The organism is Pseudomonas sp. V88_4, from assembly GCF_029967985.1.
Lineage (GTDB): Bacteria > Pseudomonadota > Gammaproteobacteria > Pseudomonadales > Pseudomonadaceae > Aquipseudomonas > Aquipseudomonas glycinae.
This window is the reverse complement of the sequence record NZ_JASCAF010000037.1, coordinates 67,541-84,468: the sequence shown is the minus strand read 5'-3', so window position 1 is coordinate 84,468 and position 16,928 is coordinate 67,541. Positions and strand designations below refer to the sequence as shown.

Here is a 16,928-nt window from a genome sequence, read left to right as displayed (position 1 = left end):
CTGAGGTCAGGAAAAACGGGCATGCTAAACATGTTAAGTAAGTGCCATTCAAATCAGTCCCCTTTTCGCTCAATCGGCTAGCGTATGTCGAGTGTTATTCTTCCATATGACGAATCCAATGAAGGACCTGATTCAGTGGGGTAGCTACACCCTCAGGAAGTGAAGCTACATGCTCTGAATCAAGCTTAAGTTTTTCTATCTTGAAGCCGTACTCAATCGATTCAATTGTTGCCGCGTCATAGCCTTCAATTTGTGCAAGCCTTGCAATGCAGGCTCGAATTGCCTGTTCTCCTAAGTGCCCATGGCATATCCACTGGAGCCTATTTTGGTCGAACTGCTGAGTGGTAGCCAAAAAGGAATTAATAGTCTCAAACATATTACAATGCTGTCCGCGCGCTAAGATTTTATTATCCACGCCAGCGCTAGCGGTGAAAATTGAGTTTTCCAGCGTAACATTTTCATAGGAGAGCATTTCATTTGCGCGCGTCACGACGGACAAGCTTCTGCACGCTAGAGAATAGGCGGCAGAGAATTGCAGTATGGAAACGTAGTGAGATTCGATTTTTCTCAGATATTGTTCGGTAACAGCTGCGTGATGCGTATATATGATGAAGTCAATAAAAGAGCTTGGAGTAAACCAATAATTTTCAATGGAGTGTCCGCGGGTAACAAAAGTGTTTTCAGGGAAAAGTGTTGGTTCGTACTCGAAATTGACGGTGTTTAAACCGTCCCACTCGCGATCAATTAGGCATCGAAAATTCCCAGAGGGTTGCCTGCTTGCGATGTTTTTTATTTTTTCACGGGCACCAATAACACCGAGAGTTTTGTCATCAACTAGAGAGGCGTCATCAATACAATAATTCGCGAGCACGTTATCTTTATGATTCTTCTTCAATATGAAATGAGACAAAACTTTCTTGTCGCTTACACCTTCCACCAAAAGGGTTTTATTTGTTCGCAGCCTGACTGCAAGTAGATACGAGGAAACGCTGGAGTAACTGCTCATGAGAGATCTTCCAGATAGGATTCATCATCCTCCGGATGCTCACGAGTATTGTTAATCGTAGGCGCGAAAATCTGGACTGCGTCGGGATGGTCGGCTCCTACCTCGGGTGAGTGGGTGCAGGCGATGATTTGACGATTAGCCGCTTGCTGCTCGAGGTTGGCCAGGATGATTCGTTGCCAGTCAATATGCAGCGATAGTTCTGGCTCGTCGATCAAAAAAATGCCAGTGGACGCTGTGCTCATACGGCTGGCAGTGAAAAGCATCGTCAATATTTGCCTTTCACCGGACGACAACGTTGATAGTGGGTAAACACTGTCATTGCTAGTCCGAACGAAAGCATACTCGCGCCATCTATTGTGGTTTCTAGCATAATGAGGCGATATTTCTAGATGTTTTCCATCAAGAAATTTGTTCACTGCGGTTTCAAAAGTTCGAAGTCTCTTAAATGCTCGTTGATTTTCTTCCTTCAAACGCTCAAGCATATCTGCATAGAGCTTCAAAACGCGCTTCGTTGCATCGTTATCTTGATCGCCGGCAAACTTCGCTTGACGTACTGCATGCGCCAATTGTTGCGAAGCTGTGACAGACTGGAGGCTGAAATTGGTTTGAGTATCGTCAAGGGCTGTCTTAACACGCTCGAGAAGCGGTTCTACCTCACCGTCACTAGGCGTCGCGTCTTTTGAAGTTATAGAATTGAAAACACCAATAAAAATAGAGTTTAACATCTGGCTTTGAGCTTGAGTCGAACTCATCTGTGCTTCATTAAACTCCTCAGTAATAATATCAAGTACTTCAGCCAGGCCTGGGTAGCGAATAATAGGGACGAACGGACCGAACCAATCGCGGCATTGCGAAGTTTTGAAAGCAACCATATTTGCGCGTTGTTCATCGCGGTGCCGTACAAAGGATGGGTTTTCCTTTGTAATCTCGCTTAACTCTTTTCTTTTGATAGTGTCGTAGTCAACGGCTCGCGGGTTTTCATAAGGATTATTAGTACCTTTTACTTTTTCAAGAATGGATCTGTATGCAGGAAGATAAACGGGCCTCCCCCCAAACGCATTTTTTATTTTCTCCTCTTCAGAGGAACTCAATACTGGGTGTTGCGCGTCTTCTGAGAAGCCAATAAGCGAATTGTTGAATGACGCATATATCAAGCCCTGATCGCTTTGAACTAGATCCAAAGTATCTCCATTGAAACTTGCAACAGAGATGGAGTTGAATTTTATGTGCATGAAGCGGGAAAAATCCAGCTCTAGTATGTTGGCAATAATATGAAGAACTGTTGTTTTACCCTTACCATTTTTGCCGTAGATAACGTTTAGACCTTCCGAAAATTCAAGGTCGATATCTAGGTAGTGATGAAGCATGCGAATGGATAATGTTTTGATAGCTGGCTGCATTTTCATCCCTGACGTAGGTGTTGTTAACGGCATTTCCGGACTCTAGCTGGTGAAATGGAAAATTACCACGTCAGTAGTCTAAAGCCAGTCGGTCTAACCCTCCGGTGAGCGTCTGCTTGTGGCCGATAGCAGTCACTCGCAATTACTTCACTCCCTCTAAAACCGCCCCACCGAAAACAACGAAAGATCCAGCTCACTCTTCCCCCGCAAACACCACTGCGCAAACGCTTCCCCCAGCGCCGCCGAGTGTTTGAACCCGTGCCCCGAGCACGCCGACACCACCAACGTGTGCTGCAACCGCGGATGCTCATCAATGATGAAATGCCGATCCGGCGTAACGGTGTAGGCACAAACCGCTGACTTCAGCACCCGATCCGTCAGCCCGGCAATGCGCCCCAGCACCTGCTGTTCGTACATCTCGCGCTCTTCCTCGGCCGAGACTATGCGATTCAGAGTCTCGGGCGTGGATGTGCTGTGATATTGCGCCGTCGCCACCTTCAAACTGCCCTCCCCCGGCAATGCAGGAAAGCCATAGAAATTGTCGTCCGGGCCGTGAGTGAAGATAAACGTGGGTGAGTGGCCGACCAGTCCCGCACCAGGCTCGGTTTCGAACCAGAACAGTTTTTGCCGATAGACGCTGAGCAATCTGTCGAACGGTGCGCCCAGCAGGCCGCCCGCCCAGTTGCCGGCGGTGACCACCAGTTTGTTCGCCCGTACGGTGCGCTGGTCGGTGGTGACGGTGACGCCCTCTACGTCCGAGCTGATGTGGGTCACGGTCTCGCCCTTGTACAGCGTGGCGCCGTGTTGTTCGGACAATCTCAGTTGTACGTCGATGCAGCGTTCGGGCCTTACGAAACCGCCTTCGGGCTCGAAGTAGCCAATGGCGTCGTCGCGCACCTGGGCAAACTGCGGAAAGCGTTGGCGGATCTGGCCGGCGTCGAGGACTTCGTGTTCGATGCCGTAGGTCTGCGCCAGGGCGATGGTGCGCAGGGTGAAGTCGGTTTCGTCGGTGGGATCGAAGTCGGGGCTGGAGGTCAGCACCAGCAGGCCGGACTGTTCGAACAGGGACTCGCCCGACAGCGCTTCCAGTTCGCGCCAGATGCGGTGGGAGTTGCGCACGATGGGCACGTATTGCGCGCCCTCGCCCACGGACAGCCGGGTGATGCGGGTATCGCCATGGCTGGAGCCGAACGCGTGCGGCGGATGGTGACGGTCGATGCCGACCACGTTGACCCCCGCCTTCGCCAGTTGATACACCGTGGCCGCGCCCATGGCGCCGAGGCCGATGACCAGTGCTTCGCATCGTTCCATGATTGATTTCCGCTCAGGCAAAAGAGCCACAGTGAAGCGGATCAGGCGATGGAAAACAATCCGCTGAAAGCCGCGCGCTGGCAAAAACGCGGGAAGCGAGCTGATGGGCGTCCCATTTACTGTCAATCAGCCGTCTGTCGGTGTTAGCTGTAGTCAAACGAAATTTGATAGTCGTTGGTACTCAGAGCGATCTGATGTTGAAAGTACGGCTGAATGGTCGCGACCCACTTCTCGACGACGTTGAAGCTGCCATTATTGATGTTGCCCTCTACTGGAATGCCTAAGGCATTCAATACTGACTCATCATCCCCCAGATTTCTTGACGACTCCTCGCCCTGGAATTGCAGGGTTGCTGTGTCGTACCACTCAAGTCTCAGCTCCAGTCCCATCTCTTTCTCACAAATATCTTTTTTGACGAAAAAAGGGACGGTGGCCCCGTCCCCTTTGCTCTCCGCAGTATCAGTACTTCGCACAGGTGCCCATGAAATACTCCAGACCGCTCGGGAAGCTGACATTCAGCAGGGCTCCCAGTGCCGCTACCTGATCCTCGCGCAGTAACAACTCACCTGGTTCCAGTTCACTCAGGGGCTTGGATTCAATGAGTTGCGCAACTTTTTCATTCATTTCGCTACCGTCGATATCCAACTCGAATTGCAGCGTGTCGTCTTGGACGTCATCGGGATAAAAGCCGGTTATTGAAAGGAAGAGCATGGTTTCATCCTTAATTTTTGGTGGTTCTTCTATCAGGCTCTGCTGGCCCGGTTTGCTCACCCGTCAGGTGATTGAACTCACCCAGATGTGTGGTTCCTAGTTTGTCGTATTTTTCTACAGCATTACTTTTGTAGTCCCACTCATAAATTCGGCCTTTACGGTCTACCCAGCGTGCTCGCCGCTTTCCTCCACCTTGTACCGATGATTTCGACTTCACCCTGATTGCATCGGGGAATGCTGGTAGCGTCTTTGGATGACCGTAATAAGCATGGTCGGGTGGGCGGCTGAGAACAATGTACAGCGGCCGAACCCCGGAATCCGCCGGAAAAACCAATATGAAATCCCGATACTCCGGCGGATAAACCGGATTCACCAGAATCCCGTCCGCCGCTTTCGTCGGCGGGTACACCCAGATGTGCGGCGCTTGCGGAGCAGCCTCCAGTGCAGGAATACCGAGGATGTCGGAACCATCCACGGCAGGCGTCCAGATCAGCTCAACACCGTCACCGAGGTCTGCAACAAACCGGCTATCGCGTGCAGCGAACTGCACGACATCAACCATCTCCCAGTCGCGATTCTTGCCGGTATAGAAGCCGTAGCCCTTAAGGCTGCCATCGGCCTGCTGTTCAACGCGCAAGCGCACGCGGGTTCGGGCCTGTTTGAGGGTGAGCAACTGATCTTCGGTATAGAGCGCGCTATCGCCCAGGTTCGATGGCATGAACATCGCCACCAAACCGAGCAACGGGCTGATGACGGCAGCAGAGGCCATCGCGGGCAATGCCTTGAACGCCTCACCGGCAAGGGCGAAAGTGCCCAGCCCCGCAGGAATGGCCGTGCCGCTGATTTTTTTGAGTGCAACGCCACCGCTGTCATCGGCCTCACGGCCACCGAGCAAAATCAGCTCGCCGTAATCCTTCAGGCTGTCAGTCGGCACCATCCCCGAAGGATTCGAGTAATCGATGATCGCGTCCGGCAACTTGCAGGATTTGGCAAACACGCAGCCCGCGCGTACCGGCTCAGGCTTGTTCGCCGCGACCTCACGGCTGCGTTCGAAGGCGTCCTGTCTCGCCAGCATGGCGTCGTATTTGTTTTGTCGTTCTTGCTGATCGGCCAGTTCGGTGGCCGTCATATAACGGTAGGTAACATGATGCCCGTCGCCCGCCGGTGGGTTGGGAACTCGGGGAATGTCCTTTTGACCAGCCACTGATTGTCCTTTCGTTCATGCATCGACAGCCCCTCGCAAGGGCTGCACGACGTTAACGAAGCAGGAAAATCGTGGCTGTAGGACGCGTCTTTAAAGACGTGGGGATTGTTCGACGTGAACGGATTGCATCTCGGCAACGACCGCCTCAATCACACACAGAGCCGTCGGCGACAGGCTTCTACCCTGCAAACTCACCACGCCAATTTCCGAATGAAACCCCGGCCTGTCGACAACATGAAGTTCAATCAAACGCCCCGCCCGAATGTCTTCAGCCACGGCGCCATGGATGACGCCGAGGATGGTGTCGGTTGAACCTGCGACGGTCTTGAGCAATGCCACATCATCACACTCCAGCACAATGGGCAGCGCCTGGCGGGTCGAGATGCCGAGGGTTCGGGCGGTCTCGAGCTTCACCACTTCCGGCAGGCGCGTCGTGGCGATGCCGTAGCCTTCCAGCTCTCCCATCGTCACTTTATGCCCGGCCAGCGGGTGCTCCGGCCGTACGAAAAAGCCTGCCGAGGCCTGGCCCAGCGAACGGATCAGCAGATCGGATTCCGCCGTGAAGTTGCGAATGTCGGCAACGAAGAATTCGATCGCCTCCGCACGCAATCGCGCTTCGAGAATCTGCCAGTTGTTCACCTCGACACGCAGGGTGACCGCCGGGTGATCCAGGCGCAGTCGCGGCACCACCTGATGCATCAACATGGCCGCCGGGAACGGGCCGACGCCAAAGGCGAGGCTGCCCAGTTGGCGGTCGCTGTAAAGCGCCATGTCCCGCTCCAGCGACCGGGCATCGAACAGCAGTCGCCGCGCCCGCTCGATCAGAAACTCCCCCGCCGGCGTCGGACGAACATCGCCGGTGTCGCGATCGAACAGGCGCTGCCCGGTTTCGCTTTCCAGCGCCTGAATGCTGCGGCTCAGGGCCGGCTGGCTGAGGTGAACGCGTTCGGCGGCGCGACCGAAATGGCGTTCATCGGCCAGCGCGAGAAGGTGTGACAGTCGTTTGAGGTCCATTCGCCCGATGCTAGCGACGCATTATCCAGATGTAAACAATGCATTGGATACATCGCCGCCCTCCCCCTAGGCTGGAGCGCACTCGCCCCTCGGAGAACAACAAGAATGAAACCGACCCTCTACACGATCATCGCCCTGACGCTGGTGTCCCTCGCCGGCTGCGACAACAAGCCCAGCGTCGCAGCCGGCGACGCCACGCCCGCCACAGCAGCGGTGATCCAGGCATCGATCAAGGGCCTGGACCTCAGCGACAACCGCGACATGGAAGATGCCCAGCGCGGTTTCATCGCCCGGCCCACCGGCAAGATCTTCGGCGCTGATGGCAATGTCCTGATCGATTTCGATGCCTACCGCTTCGTCGAAGGCCAGGCGCCGGCCACCGTCAACCCGAGCCTGTGGCGGCACGCGATGCTCAACGCACAGATCGGCCTGTTCAAGGTCACCGACGGGATTTACCAGTTGCGCGGTTTCGACATCGCCAACATGACGCTGATCGACGGGCAGACCGGCTGGATCGTGGTCGACCCGCTGACCTCCCGTGAATCTGCCGCCGCAGCGCTGGCCTTCGCCCGCGAGCATCTGGGCAACAAGCCTGTCACCGCGATCATTTTCACCCACGACCATGCCGACCATTTCGGCGGTGTGCTGGGCATCACCTCAAGCAGCGAAGTGGCCCAGCGCAATATCCCCATCGTCGCGCCCGCCGGGTTCATGGAGGAAGCCACCAGCGAAAACATTCTGGCGGGGCCGGCGATGGCGCGGCGTTCGATGTATCAGTTCGGCAAGAACCTGACGCCGGGCGCCACCGGCATCGTCGACACCGGGCTGGGCAAAAACGTCGCTTACGGCAGCATGGGCATCCTGCCGCCGACGCAGATCATCGACCAGCCGGTCCAGCCGCTGGTGCTCGACGGCGTCAGCTTCGTGTTCCACAACATGCCCGGCGCGGAAGCCCCGGCCGAGCTGACCTTTTCGATCCCCGCGCTCAAGGCCTACGGCGGTGCGGAGCTGCTGGCGCAGACCATGCACAACCTGTTGCCGATCCGTGGCGCCAAAGTACGCGATGCGCTGCGCTGGTCCGAATACACGCAAATCGCCCTCGACGAATTGGGCGACACCGAGGTCTATTTCGGTCAGCACAACTGGCCGATCTGGGGCAACGAGCGGATCCGCGAATTCATCACCAAACACCGCGACGTCTACAAATACCTGCACGACCAGACCGTGCGCCTGATGAACGCCGGCTACACCCCCAACGAGATCGCCGAGAAGATCCAGCTGCCGGATTCGCTGGCCTCGTACTTCGGCACCCGTGGCTATTACGGCGACCTGCGCCACAACGTCAAGGCGATCTACCAGCTGTACCTGGGCGCCTACGATGGCAACCCAGCCCACTTGAATCCGCTGGTGCCCAGAGAATCCGCAAAGCGCTACATCGAATTGATGGGAGGCAACGCCAAGGTGGTCGAGGCCGCTCGCGTGGCCTATGACAAGGGCGAATACCGCTGGGTCGCCGAGCTGCTGAACCAGGCCGTGCTGGCCAAACCCGACGACACGGCCGCCAAGGAACTGCTGGCCCGCGCGTACGAACAGATGGGCTATCAGGCGGAATCGGCGACCTGGCGCAACAGCTACCTGACCGCAGCCATGGAGCTGCGCAACGGCCCGCCAGCCAAGGGCGTCAAACGCTCCGATCTGATCGAACTGATGAAGCAGACACCCACCGAACGCTTCCTCGAAGCCATGGCTGCGAGCCTCGACGGGCCGGCGGCGGATGGCAAGCACTGGACGTTCAATCTGGTGCTGACCGATACCCGCGAATCGTTCGTACTGTGGATCGAGAACGCCGTGCTGCACTATCGAAAAGGCCCGACGGCGGCGAACGCCAACGCAACGCTGACTGTCACCAAGGACCTGTTCGTCCAGCTGCTGGGCGGCACCGCCGGGCTGAAGGAAACGCTCACTTCCGATGATCTGAAGGTGGATGGCAGCAAGGTCGATCTCGTGAGGTTTCTGGGGCTGCTGGAAAAGGCGCCGGGGAATTTTGCGATAGTCGCCCGGGCAGGAAACTGACCCACCGAGGCCATCGATTGATCAAACTCCCGGTCGATGGCCTCTGGACGCTTACCCAAGCAAAATCCAATGAAAACCGGAGGCTCGGGCAAAGCTTTCCATTGGATTGTTCAGCATCCTGCGCAACCCGATCGCCGCGAAGCCATCCAGCGTATGGATGTAGAACCTGCACCCGAGCGAAACCCCGAATCCATCGTTTTCATCATCGATGATGACGCCTCTCTGCGCGAGTCGCTTGGCAGCCTGCTGCGCTCCATCGGCCTGCGCGTCGAGCTGTTCGGATCGGTCGCCGACTTCATGCAATACCAGCGACCTGACCTGCCCAGTTGCCTGGTGCTGGATGTGCGATTGCAAGGCACCAGCGGGCTGGTCTTTCAGCAGGCGCTCGCCGACGCCAACATCCATCTGCCGATCATTTTCATGACCGGGTACGGCGACATCGCCATGACCGTTCGCGCCATGAAAGCCGGTGCCGTCGATTTCCTGGAAAAACCGTTTCGCGAGCAGGCCATGATCGACGCCGTGGTCGCCGCGCATACGCGGGACAGGTCGCGCCGCGACTGCCAGCGCCGCCAAAATGAATTGCGTACACGCCATGGGACACTCACGGCCAGAGAGCAAGCGGTGATGGCGCTAGCCGTCTCGGGTCTGATAAACAAGCAGATCGCCAGTGCCATCGGCCTGAGCGAGATCACCGTGAAAATTCACCGCAGCCAGGCCATGCGCAAGATGCGCGCGCAGTCGTTTGCCGATCTGGTTCGAATGGCCGAAAGTCTGGGCATTAACCATTAGATGTATCGCCCTTATGCGGCGCGCATAGAGTTGCTTATATACGTTGGTATGACTTCTCCATACGCTGGCAGGATAAAACCAAACTTATGCAACATGGTTGATCCCTACCGCCAACAGTAAAATCCCTCCATCAAATGCGACGGCCGGCAAAGTTATTGATTTCGCGGTTTCCTCACGCGCCGACACTTGTCGATCCACTCATTGACTCAGGGATGACTGATCAACATGTATGACTTTTTTGAAGACTCGTACCGTGTGCTGAAGTTGTCCCACGTGTTACTGGTCGGTGGCCTGGGCATGTTGATGGTGGGGATTTTCCTGGCTTATGTGTTTGACGCTCACTTGAACTTGCCCACGCTGGTCGGCGCGCACGGGATGACGATCCTCGGGCCGACCGCGATCAAGCTGGGCTACGTCATGCGCTTGATTGCGTACAACCGTATTCGCCTGGCAGCACAGGAACATGGAGTTTCCCACTAGAAGTATTCGATTGAATTCAAACCTGTATGGTTGCAACCGGAAGTTCATTAACGAAATCCCACCACGACTCAGGATGATCACGATGAAAACTATTGGATTGGTATTACCCGTCGCCATTGTTTCAGCCACCTGGATAGTTGCCACTCATGCATTCGGCGCAAGTTGCCTGCCCGATATGCCGGTGGCGAACAGGCAGGAAACCAGTGCTCCGGATTCAGAAACTTCATCAGTGCAACAGCACCGGGCCAGAAAGGCGCCGACCCAGATTGCCGAAGGGGGTTCGGATCGGCTGATGGAGCGTCGTGTAGCCGAAGGCGGATCCGATCGTTTGATGGAGCGTCGCGTTGCCGAAGGCGGATCCGATCGCCTGATCGAACGCCGTGTTGCCGAAGGCGGCTCAGATCGCCTGCTCGAACGCCGCGTGGCCGAAGGCGGCTCTGATCGCCTGATCGAACGCCGCGTGGCCGAAGGCGGCTCAGATCGCATGATCGAACGCCGGGTAGCCAGCAATCAGTACGATGCCGCAATGAACATGCAAATGCATTTTTCGATGGATTGATTGGCCGGCTGAGCCCTTACTCCGGCAACCCCGCCAACCGCAAACCTTCGGCAAACCGGGCAACGTCTTCAGGCCGTTGAATGGGCAGCCACGCGCTCAGGCTGGACACCCGCAATGTCGGGTCCAGCCGGCGCACCCGTTCCATGGCCTGCCCGGCTTTGTCGGCTCGTCCATTGAGCGCGTGGCTGGCGGCGATCAGGGCCGCCGCTACCAGCAGACTGGGCAGATTTCCCTGCGCTTTCTCGGCCCAGGAAACCGAACATTCGAAGCGACCGGCGAAGAAGTGCGCCAGCGCCATCCCGACCTGCATGCGGAACATTTCCGGATCCAGCGGGCTCAGTCGCACGGCATGTTCAAGGTTGGCAATGGCGGCTTCGGTTTCGCCACCCAAGGCGCGCAGGATACCGCCGAGATACCAGGCCGGCGCCAGATTGGGGTTGAGCAATCGAGCCCGATCCAGCAAAGCAATGCCACCCTCGACATCCCCGGTCAGGTGGGCCAGGGCATGACCGCAGCGGGTCAGCGCCACGGCGTCATCGCGCCCCAGTTCCACGCCCATACGCGCCAGCCGCGCACCTTCGGCGATGTCCCGGGGCCGGTCGGTCATCCAGCCGTTGAGCTTGCGCCAGAAATGGCACCACGCGGCCATGCCGTATGCCGAGGCGAATTCCGGATCCAGCTCGATTGCCCGGTAGAACAGCGCCAGCGCCTGTTCGATTGCCTCACGGGTGCCGATGTGCAGTTTGGCAGTGCCCCGCAGGTAGTAATCGTAGGCATCGAGGCTGTCGGTGGGTTTGCGTTTGGCCCGCTCGATTTCCGCGCGCTCGAGCTGCGGCGCGATGGCGCCTACGACGCTTTCGGCCACTTGATCCTGGAGTTCGAAAATATCGTCGAGCAGGCCTTCGAAGCGCTCGGCCCACAGGTGCGTGCCGCTGCACGCATCAATCAACTGGCCGGTGATGCGGATCTTGTTGCCGCTCTTGCGCACGCTGCCTTCCAGCACGTAACGCACACCCAGTTCCTGACCGACGCCTCGCGCATCCACCGCCCTGCCCTTGTAGGTGAAACTGGAGTTGCGGGCGATGACGAACAGCCAGCGCAGGCGCGACAACGCGGTGATGATGTCTTCGACGATGCCGTCGGCGAAATAGTCCTGCTCGGCGTCTCCACTGAGATTCTGGAAGGGCAGGACGGTGATCGAAGGTTTTTCCGGCAGGACAAGTGTCGTGGCCACTTCGGGTTTCGCAGGCGCTTCCGGTGCATTGACGGGGCTGTCGCACGGGCTGATTTCGCCGACGAAGCGATAGCCCTTGCGCGGCACCGTACGCACCAGGCGCTGCTGCTCACCGGTGTCGCCGATGGCCTTGCGCACGGCGTTGATGTGGCTGGTGATGGTCGATTCGGAAACGATCCGGCCACTCCATACGGCGCTCAACAGTTCGTCCTTGCTCACCACCCGCTCGCGGTTGCTGACCAATAGCAGCAGCAAGTCGAAGACCTGCGGCCCGACAGTCACGACTTGCCCGCGCCAGGTCAGTTCCCGGCGCTGCTGGTCGAGCACGTAGTCTTCAAACACGAATTGCACGGTGGCTGTTCTCTGGTCTGGCCCCCCCGACGCCGTGTCCGGGCAGGCGATTGTTTTGCGCTCGATCATACGGCAGACCTCGGGCCGTCGCACCGGTCTGCACACTGGTCTACGCATCTGCCGACGGATTGGCCTGTCTGGACAAAAAACCAAGGCAAATCCAAGGCCATCACAAGGATTTGCCCGAGCGTCACAAGCATGCTCAACGCACATCGACAGCAATGGTTGCCGTCGGCCAGTGGAGAGATGCCATGAAGATCGTCGTTATCGGAGGCACCGGCCTCATCGGATCGAAACTTGTGAACAATCTGCGCGAACGCGGCCACGATGCACTCGCCGCCTCGCCTAACACCGGCGTCAACAGCATCACCCGCGAAGGCCTGGCCGAAGCAATGGACGGTGCCCAGGTGGTGGTCGATGTGTCCAACGCGCCGTCGTGGGAAGATCAGGCCGTGCTCGACTTCTTCGAGACCTCCACCCGTAACCTGCTTGCCGCCGAAGCCGCCGCCGGGGTTCGCCATCACGTGGCGCTGTCGATCGTCGGCAGTGAGCGCCTGCCCGCCAACGGTTATTTCCGCGCCAAGGTCGCGCAGGAGAACCTGATCAAGGCATCGGGCATTCCGTACAGCCTGCTGCGGGCCACGCAGTTCTTCGAATTCGTCGGCGGCATTGCCCAATCCGCTACCGTCGGCGACGAAGTGCGCCTGTCGCCGGCATTGATCCAGCCCATGGCCTCTGACGATGTGGCCGCTGCACTCACCGACGCGGCACTGGCCGCGCCGATCAACGGCACGCAGGAAATTGTCGGTCCCGAAGCCATGCCCCTCGACGAGTTGGTCCGGCGTTTTTTCCGCGCTACCGGCGACACCCGCAAAGTGATCCCGGACGTCCACGCCCGTTACTTCGGCGATGTGCTCGACGACCAGTCGCTCACCCCCGGCGGCAGCAACCCGCGCCTGGGTCCAACGCGCTTTGAAGACTGGCTGGCGAAATCGGTCCAGCGCTGAAACACACCACCCATTTAAAGGAGTATCGCCATGTTCAGCCGAATCCTGCTGGCCGCCACGTTTGCGGCCGTTTCGATTTCATCCGCCTCGGCCGCCGAGCCGCAGGCAGGCAAGGTCACCGTGGTGTTCGACCGCGCCCTGCCGAACGTTCCGGGTAAATCCATGAAGGGCGTGCTGGTGGAATACGCACCCGGTGGTTCTTCGCCGGCGCACTTTCATCCGAAGTCCGCGTTCATCTACGCCACGGTGCTTGAGGGCGCCGTGCGCAGCAAGGTCGGCGACGGGCCGGAGAAGGTCTACAAGGCCGGGGAAAACTTCGTCGAACAACCGGGTGATTTCCACGCGGTGAGCGCTAATGCCAGCAGCACCGAACCGTCCCGTCTGCTGGCGGTATTCGTGCTCGATAGCAACGAGACCGTCCTGGTCAAACCCGTCAAGCCGTAACCGATCCATTCGCCGATCGACCTCCGGCAGCCCGGCTGCCGGAGAGTACCGCGACGAGGGGCGTTCAAGGTCGGCGCTGCAAAACATGCCCGATCAAAGCATTGATCTTTCGCCCCACACCCAGTAAAAAACCGTCTCCCCTTCCCACCCTTGCAAGGAGCAGCGGATGCTCGAACTCACCACGCAACGCCTGGACCTGCGCACGATGGTCGAATCCGACTGGCCGCTGTTCCTCCGGCTGCATTCCGAGCCGCAAACCATGCAGTACGTGTTCGGTGAAATCGCCGAGGAACAGGTGCGCAAAGGCTTCGAACACAGGCTTCCGGCCTGGGGGCCGCAGTCGGATCACTGGTTGTGTCTGGTGGTGACCGACAGGGCCAGTGGGCAGGAACTGGGCGTGACCGGATTCCGCATCCTGTCGCCGGGGCATGCCGAGGTGGGTTGCCTGCTGTTGCCCGAGCATCAGGGCAAAGGCTTTGGCACCGAGTCGCGGCGGGCGATCATCGACTACGCCGCCGCCATCGGACTGGACTCGCTGGAGTCGACCGTGACCGACGGTAATATCGCCTCCTGCAAGGTCTTGGAGAAATGCGGTTTTGTATTCGAGCGCCGCGTGCCGCAGGCCTATCAGATTGGAGATCGGTGGTTTGACGACCTGATCTACCGCTATCAAATCAGCTGACCCCGTTTTATCAGCGACCGCCAAGGAGGCCCTCGTCGTGAATCCTTATCAATGCCTGCCACCCCGCGCTTTCTGGCGCACCGCCGTGGCCGACAAGCCCGCGCTGGACATCGATCAACTGTGGACACCGCAATTCGAGATCGGCAACAAGGACGCCATCGTCACCGCTGGCTCGTGTTTCGCCCAGCACATCGGTCGGGCGCTGGTGGAGCGCGGCATGAACTGGCTGGACGCGGAACCGGCCCCGGCCGAATTGCCCGAAGCCGACTGGAAGGCCCACAACTACGGGGTGTTTTCGTTCCGCACCGGCAACCTGTACACCCCGGCGATGTTGTGCCAGTGGCTGGAATGGGCGTTGGGTGTGAGCCTGCCACCCGACGAAACCTGGGCCCATGACGGGCGTTTCTTCGACCCGTTCCGCCCCGCCGTGGAGCCCGACGGCTTTGCCAGCGAGGACGCGCTGCTCGCCTCGCGCGAAGCCACCCTCGACGCCATTCGCACCGCCCTGCTTCGGGCCAAAGTGTTTGTGTTTACCCTCGGCCTGACCGAAGCCTGGCAAAACCGCCAGACCGGTCTGGTGTATCCCGTGTGCCCCGGCACCGTGCGTGGCACTTTCGATCCGCAGCTGCACCGCTTCTGTAACTTCGGCTTCATGGACACCTATGGCGACATGGTTCGGGCGCTGGAGTTGATGCGTTCGATCAACCCGCAACTGCGCCTCCTGCTGACCGTGTCACCGGTGCCCCTGACGGCGACAGCCACGGGCGAACATGTGCTGAGCGCCACCACCTATTCCAAATCGGTCCTGCGCGCCGTCGCCGGGCAGCTGTGTGAAGACCTGCACGACGTCGACTATTTCCCCTCTTACGAAATCATCACCGGTACACCGCTCAAGGGCGCGTTCTACCAGCCCAACCAGCGCGAGGTCACGCCCGAAGGCGTAGCGTTCGTCATGCAGCAGTTTTTCGCCGGGCTCGATGCGGTTCAACCGCTGCTGGCGCCGGCCAGCGTTCCCCCCACCTGCGTGTCCAGCGAGGAGCTTGTCTGTGAAGACGCCGTGCTCGACTACTACGCCTAGGTTCCTGCTGCTGGGCGACTCCCATGCTGGCGTCATCGGCAAGGCAGCGCAGGCCCGCGAGTTGCCGTTCAGCGGTGGCCCGCTGGGCACCGGCCGGGATTTCGCGGTGGATTTTTTCAGCCTGACCCGCCATGACGTGCTGTTTCGGGACGCCGAAATGGAGCGTCTGTACCGCCAGGCCCTTGAGCCGTTCGAAGTGCCGGAACTGGCGAAGGTCGGCGTGCCGCTGGTGAGCACCATTGGCCTGAGCCTGCACTACCTCGCGACCGCGCCGAACTGGACCTGCTACCAGTCACCCGACGGCGAATTCGATGAAGGTTTTCTCGCAGGTCCCCTGTTCGAATCCATTGTCGAAACCCTGTCCCGGCCGGCGCTGGCGTTCTATGAACAGGCCCGGGCAATGAACCCCAAGGTGTTCGCCGTGCTGCCGCCGCAACGGGTACCGGAGCTGTCCGATTCGCGGGTGTTCATGGCCGCGCAGGCGCTGCTGATCGAGCGCCTGCAAGGGCTCGGCATCGAGCTGATCGACGTGCGCGCGGCGGCGAATGATGAGCAGGGTTTTCAGCGTTCGGCGTACTGCGAAGTGGATGACCCGCTGCACGGGAATCTGGCGTTCGGCGAGCTGATCGTCGAGCAACTGCTCAAACAAGGTCTGTGAATGACCGGTGGGAATGGCATCGCCGCTCCCACTGATTTTCTTAGATTCAAGCCTTGGGCTGCGTCCCCAGAATCGTCACCCGCTCGCCATACCGCGAGTGCGGGAAATAATCCCAGACCGCATGGTGCTGGGTGCAGCGGTTATCCCAGAACACCAGGCTGTTCGGCGTCCAGCGCACGCGACAGCTGAGGACCGGCTCACGGGCCACCAGATCGAACAGCATGTTCAACAGCACCTGGCTTTCACCGCGGGACAACTGGACGATGTGCGACGTAAACCCGGAATTGACGAACAGCGATTTGCGCCCGGTTTCCGGGTGGCGAACCACCACCGGGTGTTCGGTTTTCGGCAGGTTGGCCGGCGCCTCATAACCCTTCCACGGAATAGCGCCGTCGTGGATCGCGGTCAGTTCACCGAGAAACTGCTGCATCGTCGGCGAGAGCATTTCCAGCGCCAGGTGCATGTTGGCGAACAGCGTGTCGCCGCCCGTGCCGATGGCGGGAGTTTCCTTGACGTACAGCATCGAACCCATGGACGGCGCCAGGTCGGCGGTGCCGTCGGTGTGCCAGGTTTCGCCGGCCACGTAGCGCGATTGCGCATTGGCGCGGATCACCACCAGCTCCGGGTCATCGCCGTCGATGTCTTCCACCGGCAACGCCCGCAGCTCACCGAACAGCCGGCCAAACGCCTTGTGCTCGTCCACCGTCAGGTGCTGATCGCGGAACACCACCACGTGGTTCTCCAGAAAGGCCCGACGGATTTCCGCGAGCTGCTCGTCGCTCAGCGGCCGTGAAAGATCGACGCCACCAATCTCGGCGCCGATGATCGGCGTGATCCGCTCGACCGTGATGTGCTGATACGACGCACGCCGTTCGGCGGCGATGCGCTCGATTGCCTTGAGTGCCAACTGATCCATGTTCCCTC

The 16,928-nt window shown here is 58.7% G+C and carries 18 protein-coding genes; 9 read left to right on the top strand and 9 right to left on the bottom strand.

Annotated elements, in window-relative coordinates:
• Positions 1–94: 94 nt before the first annotated feature.
• The 7 genes from QLG12_RS14490 to QLG12_RS14460 form a co-directional block, all read right to left on the bottom strand.
• Positions 95–1,006 (bottom strand): DUF4435 domain-containing protein, encoded by a 912-nt coding sequence (locus tag QLG12_RS14490; RefSeq protein ID WP_282474774.1) that lies wholly within the window; start codon positions 1,004–1,006, stop codon positions 95–97.
• Entirely contained in the window at positions 1,003–2,439 is a 1,437-nt protein-coding gene (locus QLG12_RS14485; RefSeq protein WP_282474773.1) for an AAA family ATPase, read from the bottom strand. The genes QLG12_RS14490 and QLG12_RS14485 overlap by 4 nt, the downstream gene beginning before the upstream one ends.
• 123 nt (positions 2,440–2,562) lie before the next feature.
• The gene (gene solA, locus QLG12_RS14480) at positions 2,563–3,717 is read right to left on the bottom strand and encodes an N-methyl-L-tryptophan oxidase (protein WP_282474772.1); all 1,155 of its coding nucleotides are present in this window, start codon (positions 3,715–3,717) and stop codon (positions 2,563–2,565) included.
• A gap of 143 nt (positions 3,718–3,860) precedes the next feature.
• On the bottom strand, positions 3,861–4,232 hold the full coding sequence (locus QLG12_RS14475; RefSeq protein ID WP_309295637.1) for a colicin E3-like toxin immunity protein: 372 nt from the start codon (positions 4,230–4,232) through the stop codon (positions 3,861–3,863).
• Positions 4,177–4,428 (bottom strand): pyocin S6 family toxin immunity protein, encoded by a 252-nt coding sequence (locus tag QLG12_RS14470; RefSeq protein ID WP_197870734.1) that lies wholly within the window; start codon positions 4,426–4,428, stop codon positions 4,177–4,179. Before QLG12_RS14470 ends, QLG12_RS14475 begins: the two co-directional genes overlap by 56 nt.
• A gap of 10 nt (positions 4,429–4,438) precedes the next feature.
• Positions 4,439–5,632 (bottom strand): S-type pyocin domain-containing protein, encoded by a 1,194-nt coding sequence (locus tag QLG12_RS14465; RefSeq protein WP_282474771.1) that lies wholly within the window; start codon positions 5,630–5,632, stop codon positions 4,439–4,441.
• A gap of 90 nt (positions 5,633–5,722) precedes the next feature.
• On the bottom strand, positions 5,723–6,646 hold the full coding sequence (locus QLG12_RS14460; RefSeq protein ID WP_197870738.1) for a LysR family transcriptional regulator: 924 nt from the start codon (positions 6,644–6,646) through the stop codon (positions 5,723–5,725).
• Positions 6,647–6,751: 105 nt separating this feature from the next.
• Between QLG12_RS14460 and QLG12_RS14455 the strand changes: the two genes are divergently transcribed.
• The 4 genes from QLG12_RS14455 to QLG12_RS14440 all read left to right on the top strand — a co-directional run bounded on the left by QLG12_RS14455 (position 6,752) and on the right by QLG12_RS14440 (position 10,550).
• Positions 6,752–8,719, top strand: coding sequence for an alkyl sulfatase dimerization domain-containing protein (locus tag QLG12_RS14455; RefSeq protein WP_282474770.1), 1,968 nt, complete (start codon positions 6,752–6,754; stop codon positions 8,717–8,719).
• A gap of 153 nt (positions 8,720–8,872) precedes the next feature.
• Entirely contained in the window at positions 8,873–9,511 is a 639-nt protein-coding gene (locus QLG12_RS14450; RefSeq protein WP_197870830.1) for a response regulator, read from the top strand.
• Between the two features lie 225 nt (positions 9,512–9,736).
• Positions 9,737–9,991: a hypothetical protein gene (locus QLG12_RS14445; RefSeq protein WP_039771078.1), complete on the top strand. Its 255-nt coding sequence runs from the start codon at positions 9,737–9,739 to the stop codon at positions 9,989–9,991.
• An 82-nt stretch (positions 9,992–10,073) separates the two neighbouring features.
• Positions 10,074–10,550 carry a phage infection protein gene (locus QLG12_RS14440; RefSeq protein WP_282474769.1) on the top strand — a complete coding sequence of 159 codons (477 nt, stop codon included), beginning with the start codon at positions 10,074–10,076 and terminating at the stop codon, positions 10,548–10,550.
• Between the two features lie 16 nt (positions 10,551–10,566).
• Here the strand turns inward: QLG12_RS14440 and QLG12_RS14435 are convergent, their stop codons facing one another.
• A complete protein-coding gene (locus tag QLG12_RS14435; protein WP_282474768.1) occupies positions 10,567–12,135 on the bottom strand; it encodes a winged helix-turn-helix domain-containing protein in 1,569 nt (522 codons plus the stop codon).
• Between the two features lie 251 nt (positions 12,136–12,386).
• Here QLG12_RS14435 and QLG12_RS14430 point away from each other — a divergent pair, with 251 nt between their 5' ends.
• From QLG12_RS14430 to QLG12_RS14410, 5 genes are all read left to right on the top strand, one after another.
• Positions 12,387–13,142: an SDR family oxidoreductase gene (locus tag QLG12_RS14430; protein ID WP_197870744.1), complete on the top strand. Its 756-nt coding sequence runs from the start codon at positions 12,387–12,389 to the stop codon at positions 13,140–13,142.
• A gap of 30 nt (positions 13,143–13,172) precedes the next feature.
• Complete coding sequence (locus QLG12_RS14425) at positions 13,173–13,586, top strand: cupin domain-containing protein (RefSeq protein ID WP_197870746.1); 414 nt, start codon at positions 13,173–13,175, stop codon at positions 13,584–13,586.
• A gap of 166 nt (positions 13,587–13,752) precedes the next feature.
• Positions 13,753–14,268 (top strand): GNAT family N-acetyltransferase, encoded by a 516-nt coding sequence (locus tag QLG12_RS14420; RefSeq protein WP_236194767.1) that lies wholly within the window; start codon positions 13,753–13,755, stop codon positions 14,266–14,268.
• 37 nt (positions 14,269–14,305) lie between these two features.
• On the top strand, positions 14,306–15,346 hold the full coding sequence (locus tag QLG12_RS14415) for a GSCFA domain-containing protein (RefSeq protein ID WP_282474767.1): 1,041 nt from the start codon (positions 14,306–14,308) through the stop codon (positions 15,344–15,346).
• Positions 15,315–16,004, top strand: a complete 690-nt coding sequence (locus QLG12_RS14410; RefSeq protein ID WP_282474766.1) for a hypothetical protein — start codon at positions 15,315–15,317, stop codon at positions 16,002–16,004. Before QLG12_RS14415 ends, QLG12_RS14410 begins: the two co-directional genes overlap by 32 nt.
• 46 nt (positions 16,005–16,050) lie before the next feature.
• Here QLG12_RS14410 and QLG12_RS14405 read toward each other — a convergent pair whose 3' ends face one another.
• Positions 16,051–16,920, bottom strand: coding sequence for a TauD/TfdA family dioxygenase (locus QLG12_RS14405; protein ID WP_282474765.1), 870 nt, complete (start codon positions 16,918–16,920; stop codon positions 16,051–16,053).
• Positions 16,921–16,928: the final 8 nt, after the last annotated feature.

What these genes read in the sequence shown, in the direction of transcription:
- QLG12_RS14490 (WP_282474774.1), bottom strand. Translation starts at nt 1,006, where the DNA reads ATGAGCAGTTACTCCAGCGTTTCCTCGTATCTACTTGCAGTCAGGCTG.
- QLG12_RS14485 (WP_282474773.1), bottom strand. Translation starts at nt 2,439, where the DNA reads ATGCCGTTAACAACACCTACGTCAGGGATGAAAATGCAGCCAGCTATC.
- solA (WP_282474772.1), bottom strand. Translation starts at nt 3,717, where the DNA reads ATGGAACGATGCGAAGCACTGGTCATCGGCCTCGGCGCCATGGGCGCG.
- QLG12_RS14475 (WP_309295637.1), bottom strand. Translation starts at nt 4,232, where the DNA reads ATGTCAGCTTCCCGAGCGGTCTGGAGTATTTCATGGGCACCTGTGCGA.
- QLG12_RS14470 (WP_197870734.1), bottom strand. Translation starts at nt 4,428, where the DNA reads ATGCTCTTCCTTTCAATAACCGGCTTTTATCCCGATGACGTCCAAGAC.
- QLG12_RS14460 (WP_197870738.1), bottom strand. Translation starts at nt 6,646, where the DNA reads ATGGACCTCAAACGACTGTCACACCTTCTCGCGCTGGCCGATGAACGC.
- QLG12_RS14455 (WP_282474770.1), top strand. Translation starts at nt 6,752, where the DNA reads ATGAAACCGACCCTCTACACGATCATCGCCCTGACGCTGGTGTCCCTC.
- QLG12_RS14450 (WP_197870830.1), top strand. Translation starts at nt 8,873, where the DNA reads ATGGATGTAGAACCTGCACCCGAGCGAAACCCCGAATCCATCGTTTTC.
- QLG12_RS14445 (WP_039771078.1), top strand. Translation starts at nt 9,737, where the DNA reads ATGTATGACTTTTTTGAAGACTCGTACCGTGTGCTGAAGTTGTCCCAC.
- QLG12_RS14440 (WP_282474769.1), top strand. Translation starts at nt 10,074, where the DNA reads ATGAAAACTATTGGATTGGTATTACCCGTCGCCATTGTTTCAGCCACC.
- QLG12_RS14430 (WP_197870744.1), top strand. Translation starts at nt 12,387, where the DNA reads ATGAAGATCGTCGTTATCGGAGGCACCGGCCTCATCGGATCGAAACTT.
- QLG12_RS14425 (WP_197870746.1), top strand. Translation starts at nt 13,173, where the DNA reads ATGTTCAGCCGAATCCTGCTGGCCGCCACGTTTGCGGCCGTTTCGATT.
- QLG12_RS14420 (WP_236194767.1), top strand. Translation starts at nt 13,753, where the DNA reads ATGCTCGAACTCACCACGCAACGCCTGGACCTGCGCACGATGGTCGAA.
- QLG12_RS14405 (WP_282474765.1), bottom strand. Translation starts at nt 16,920, where the DNA reads ATGGATCAGTTGGCACTCAAGGCAATCGAGCGCATCGCCGCCGAACGG.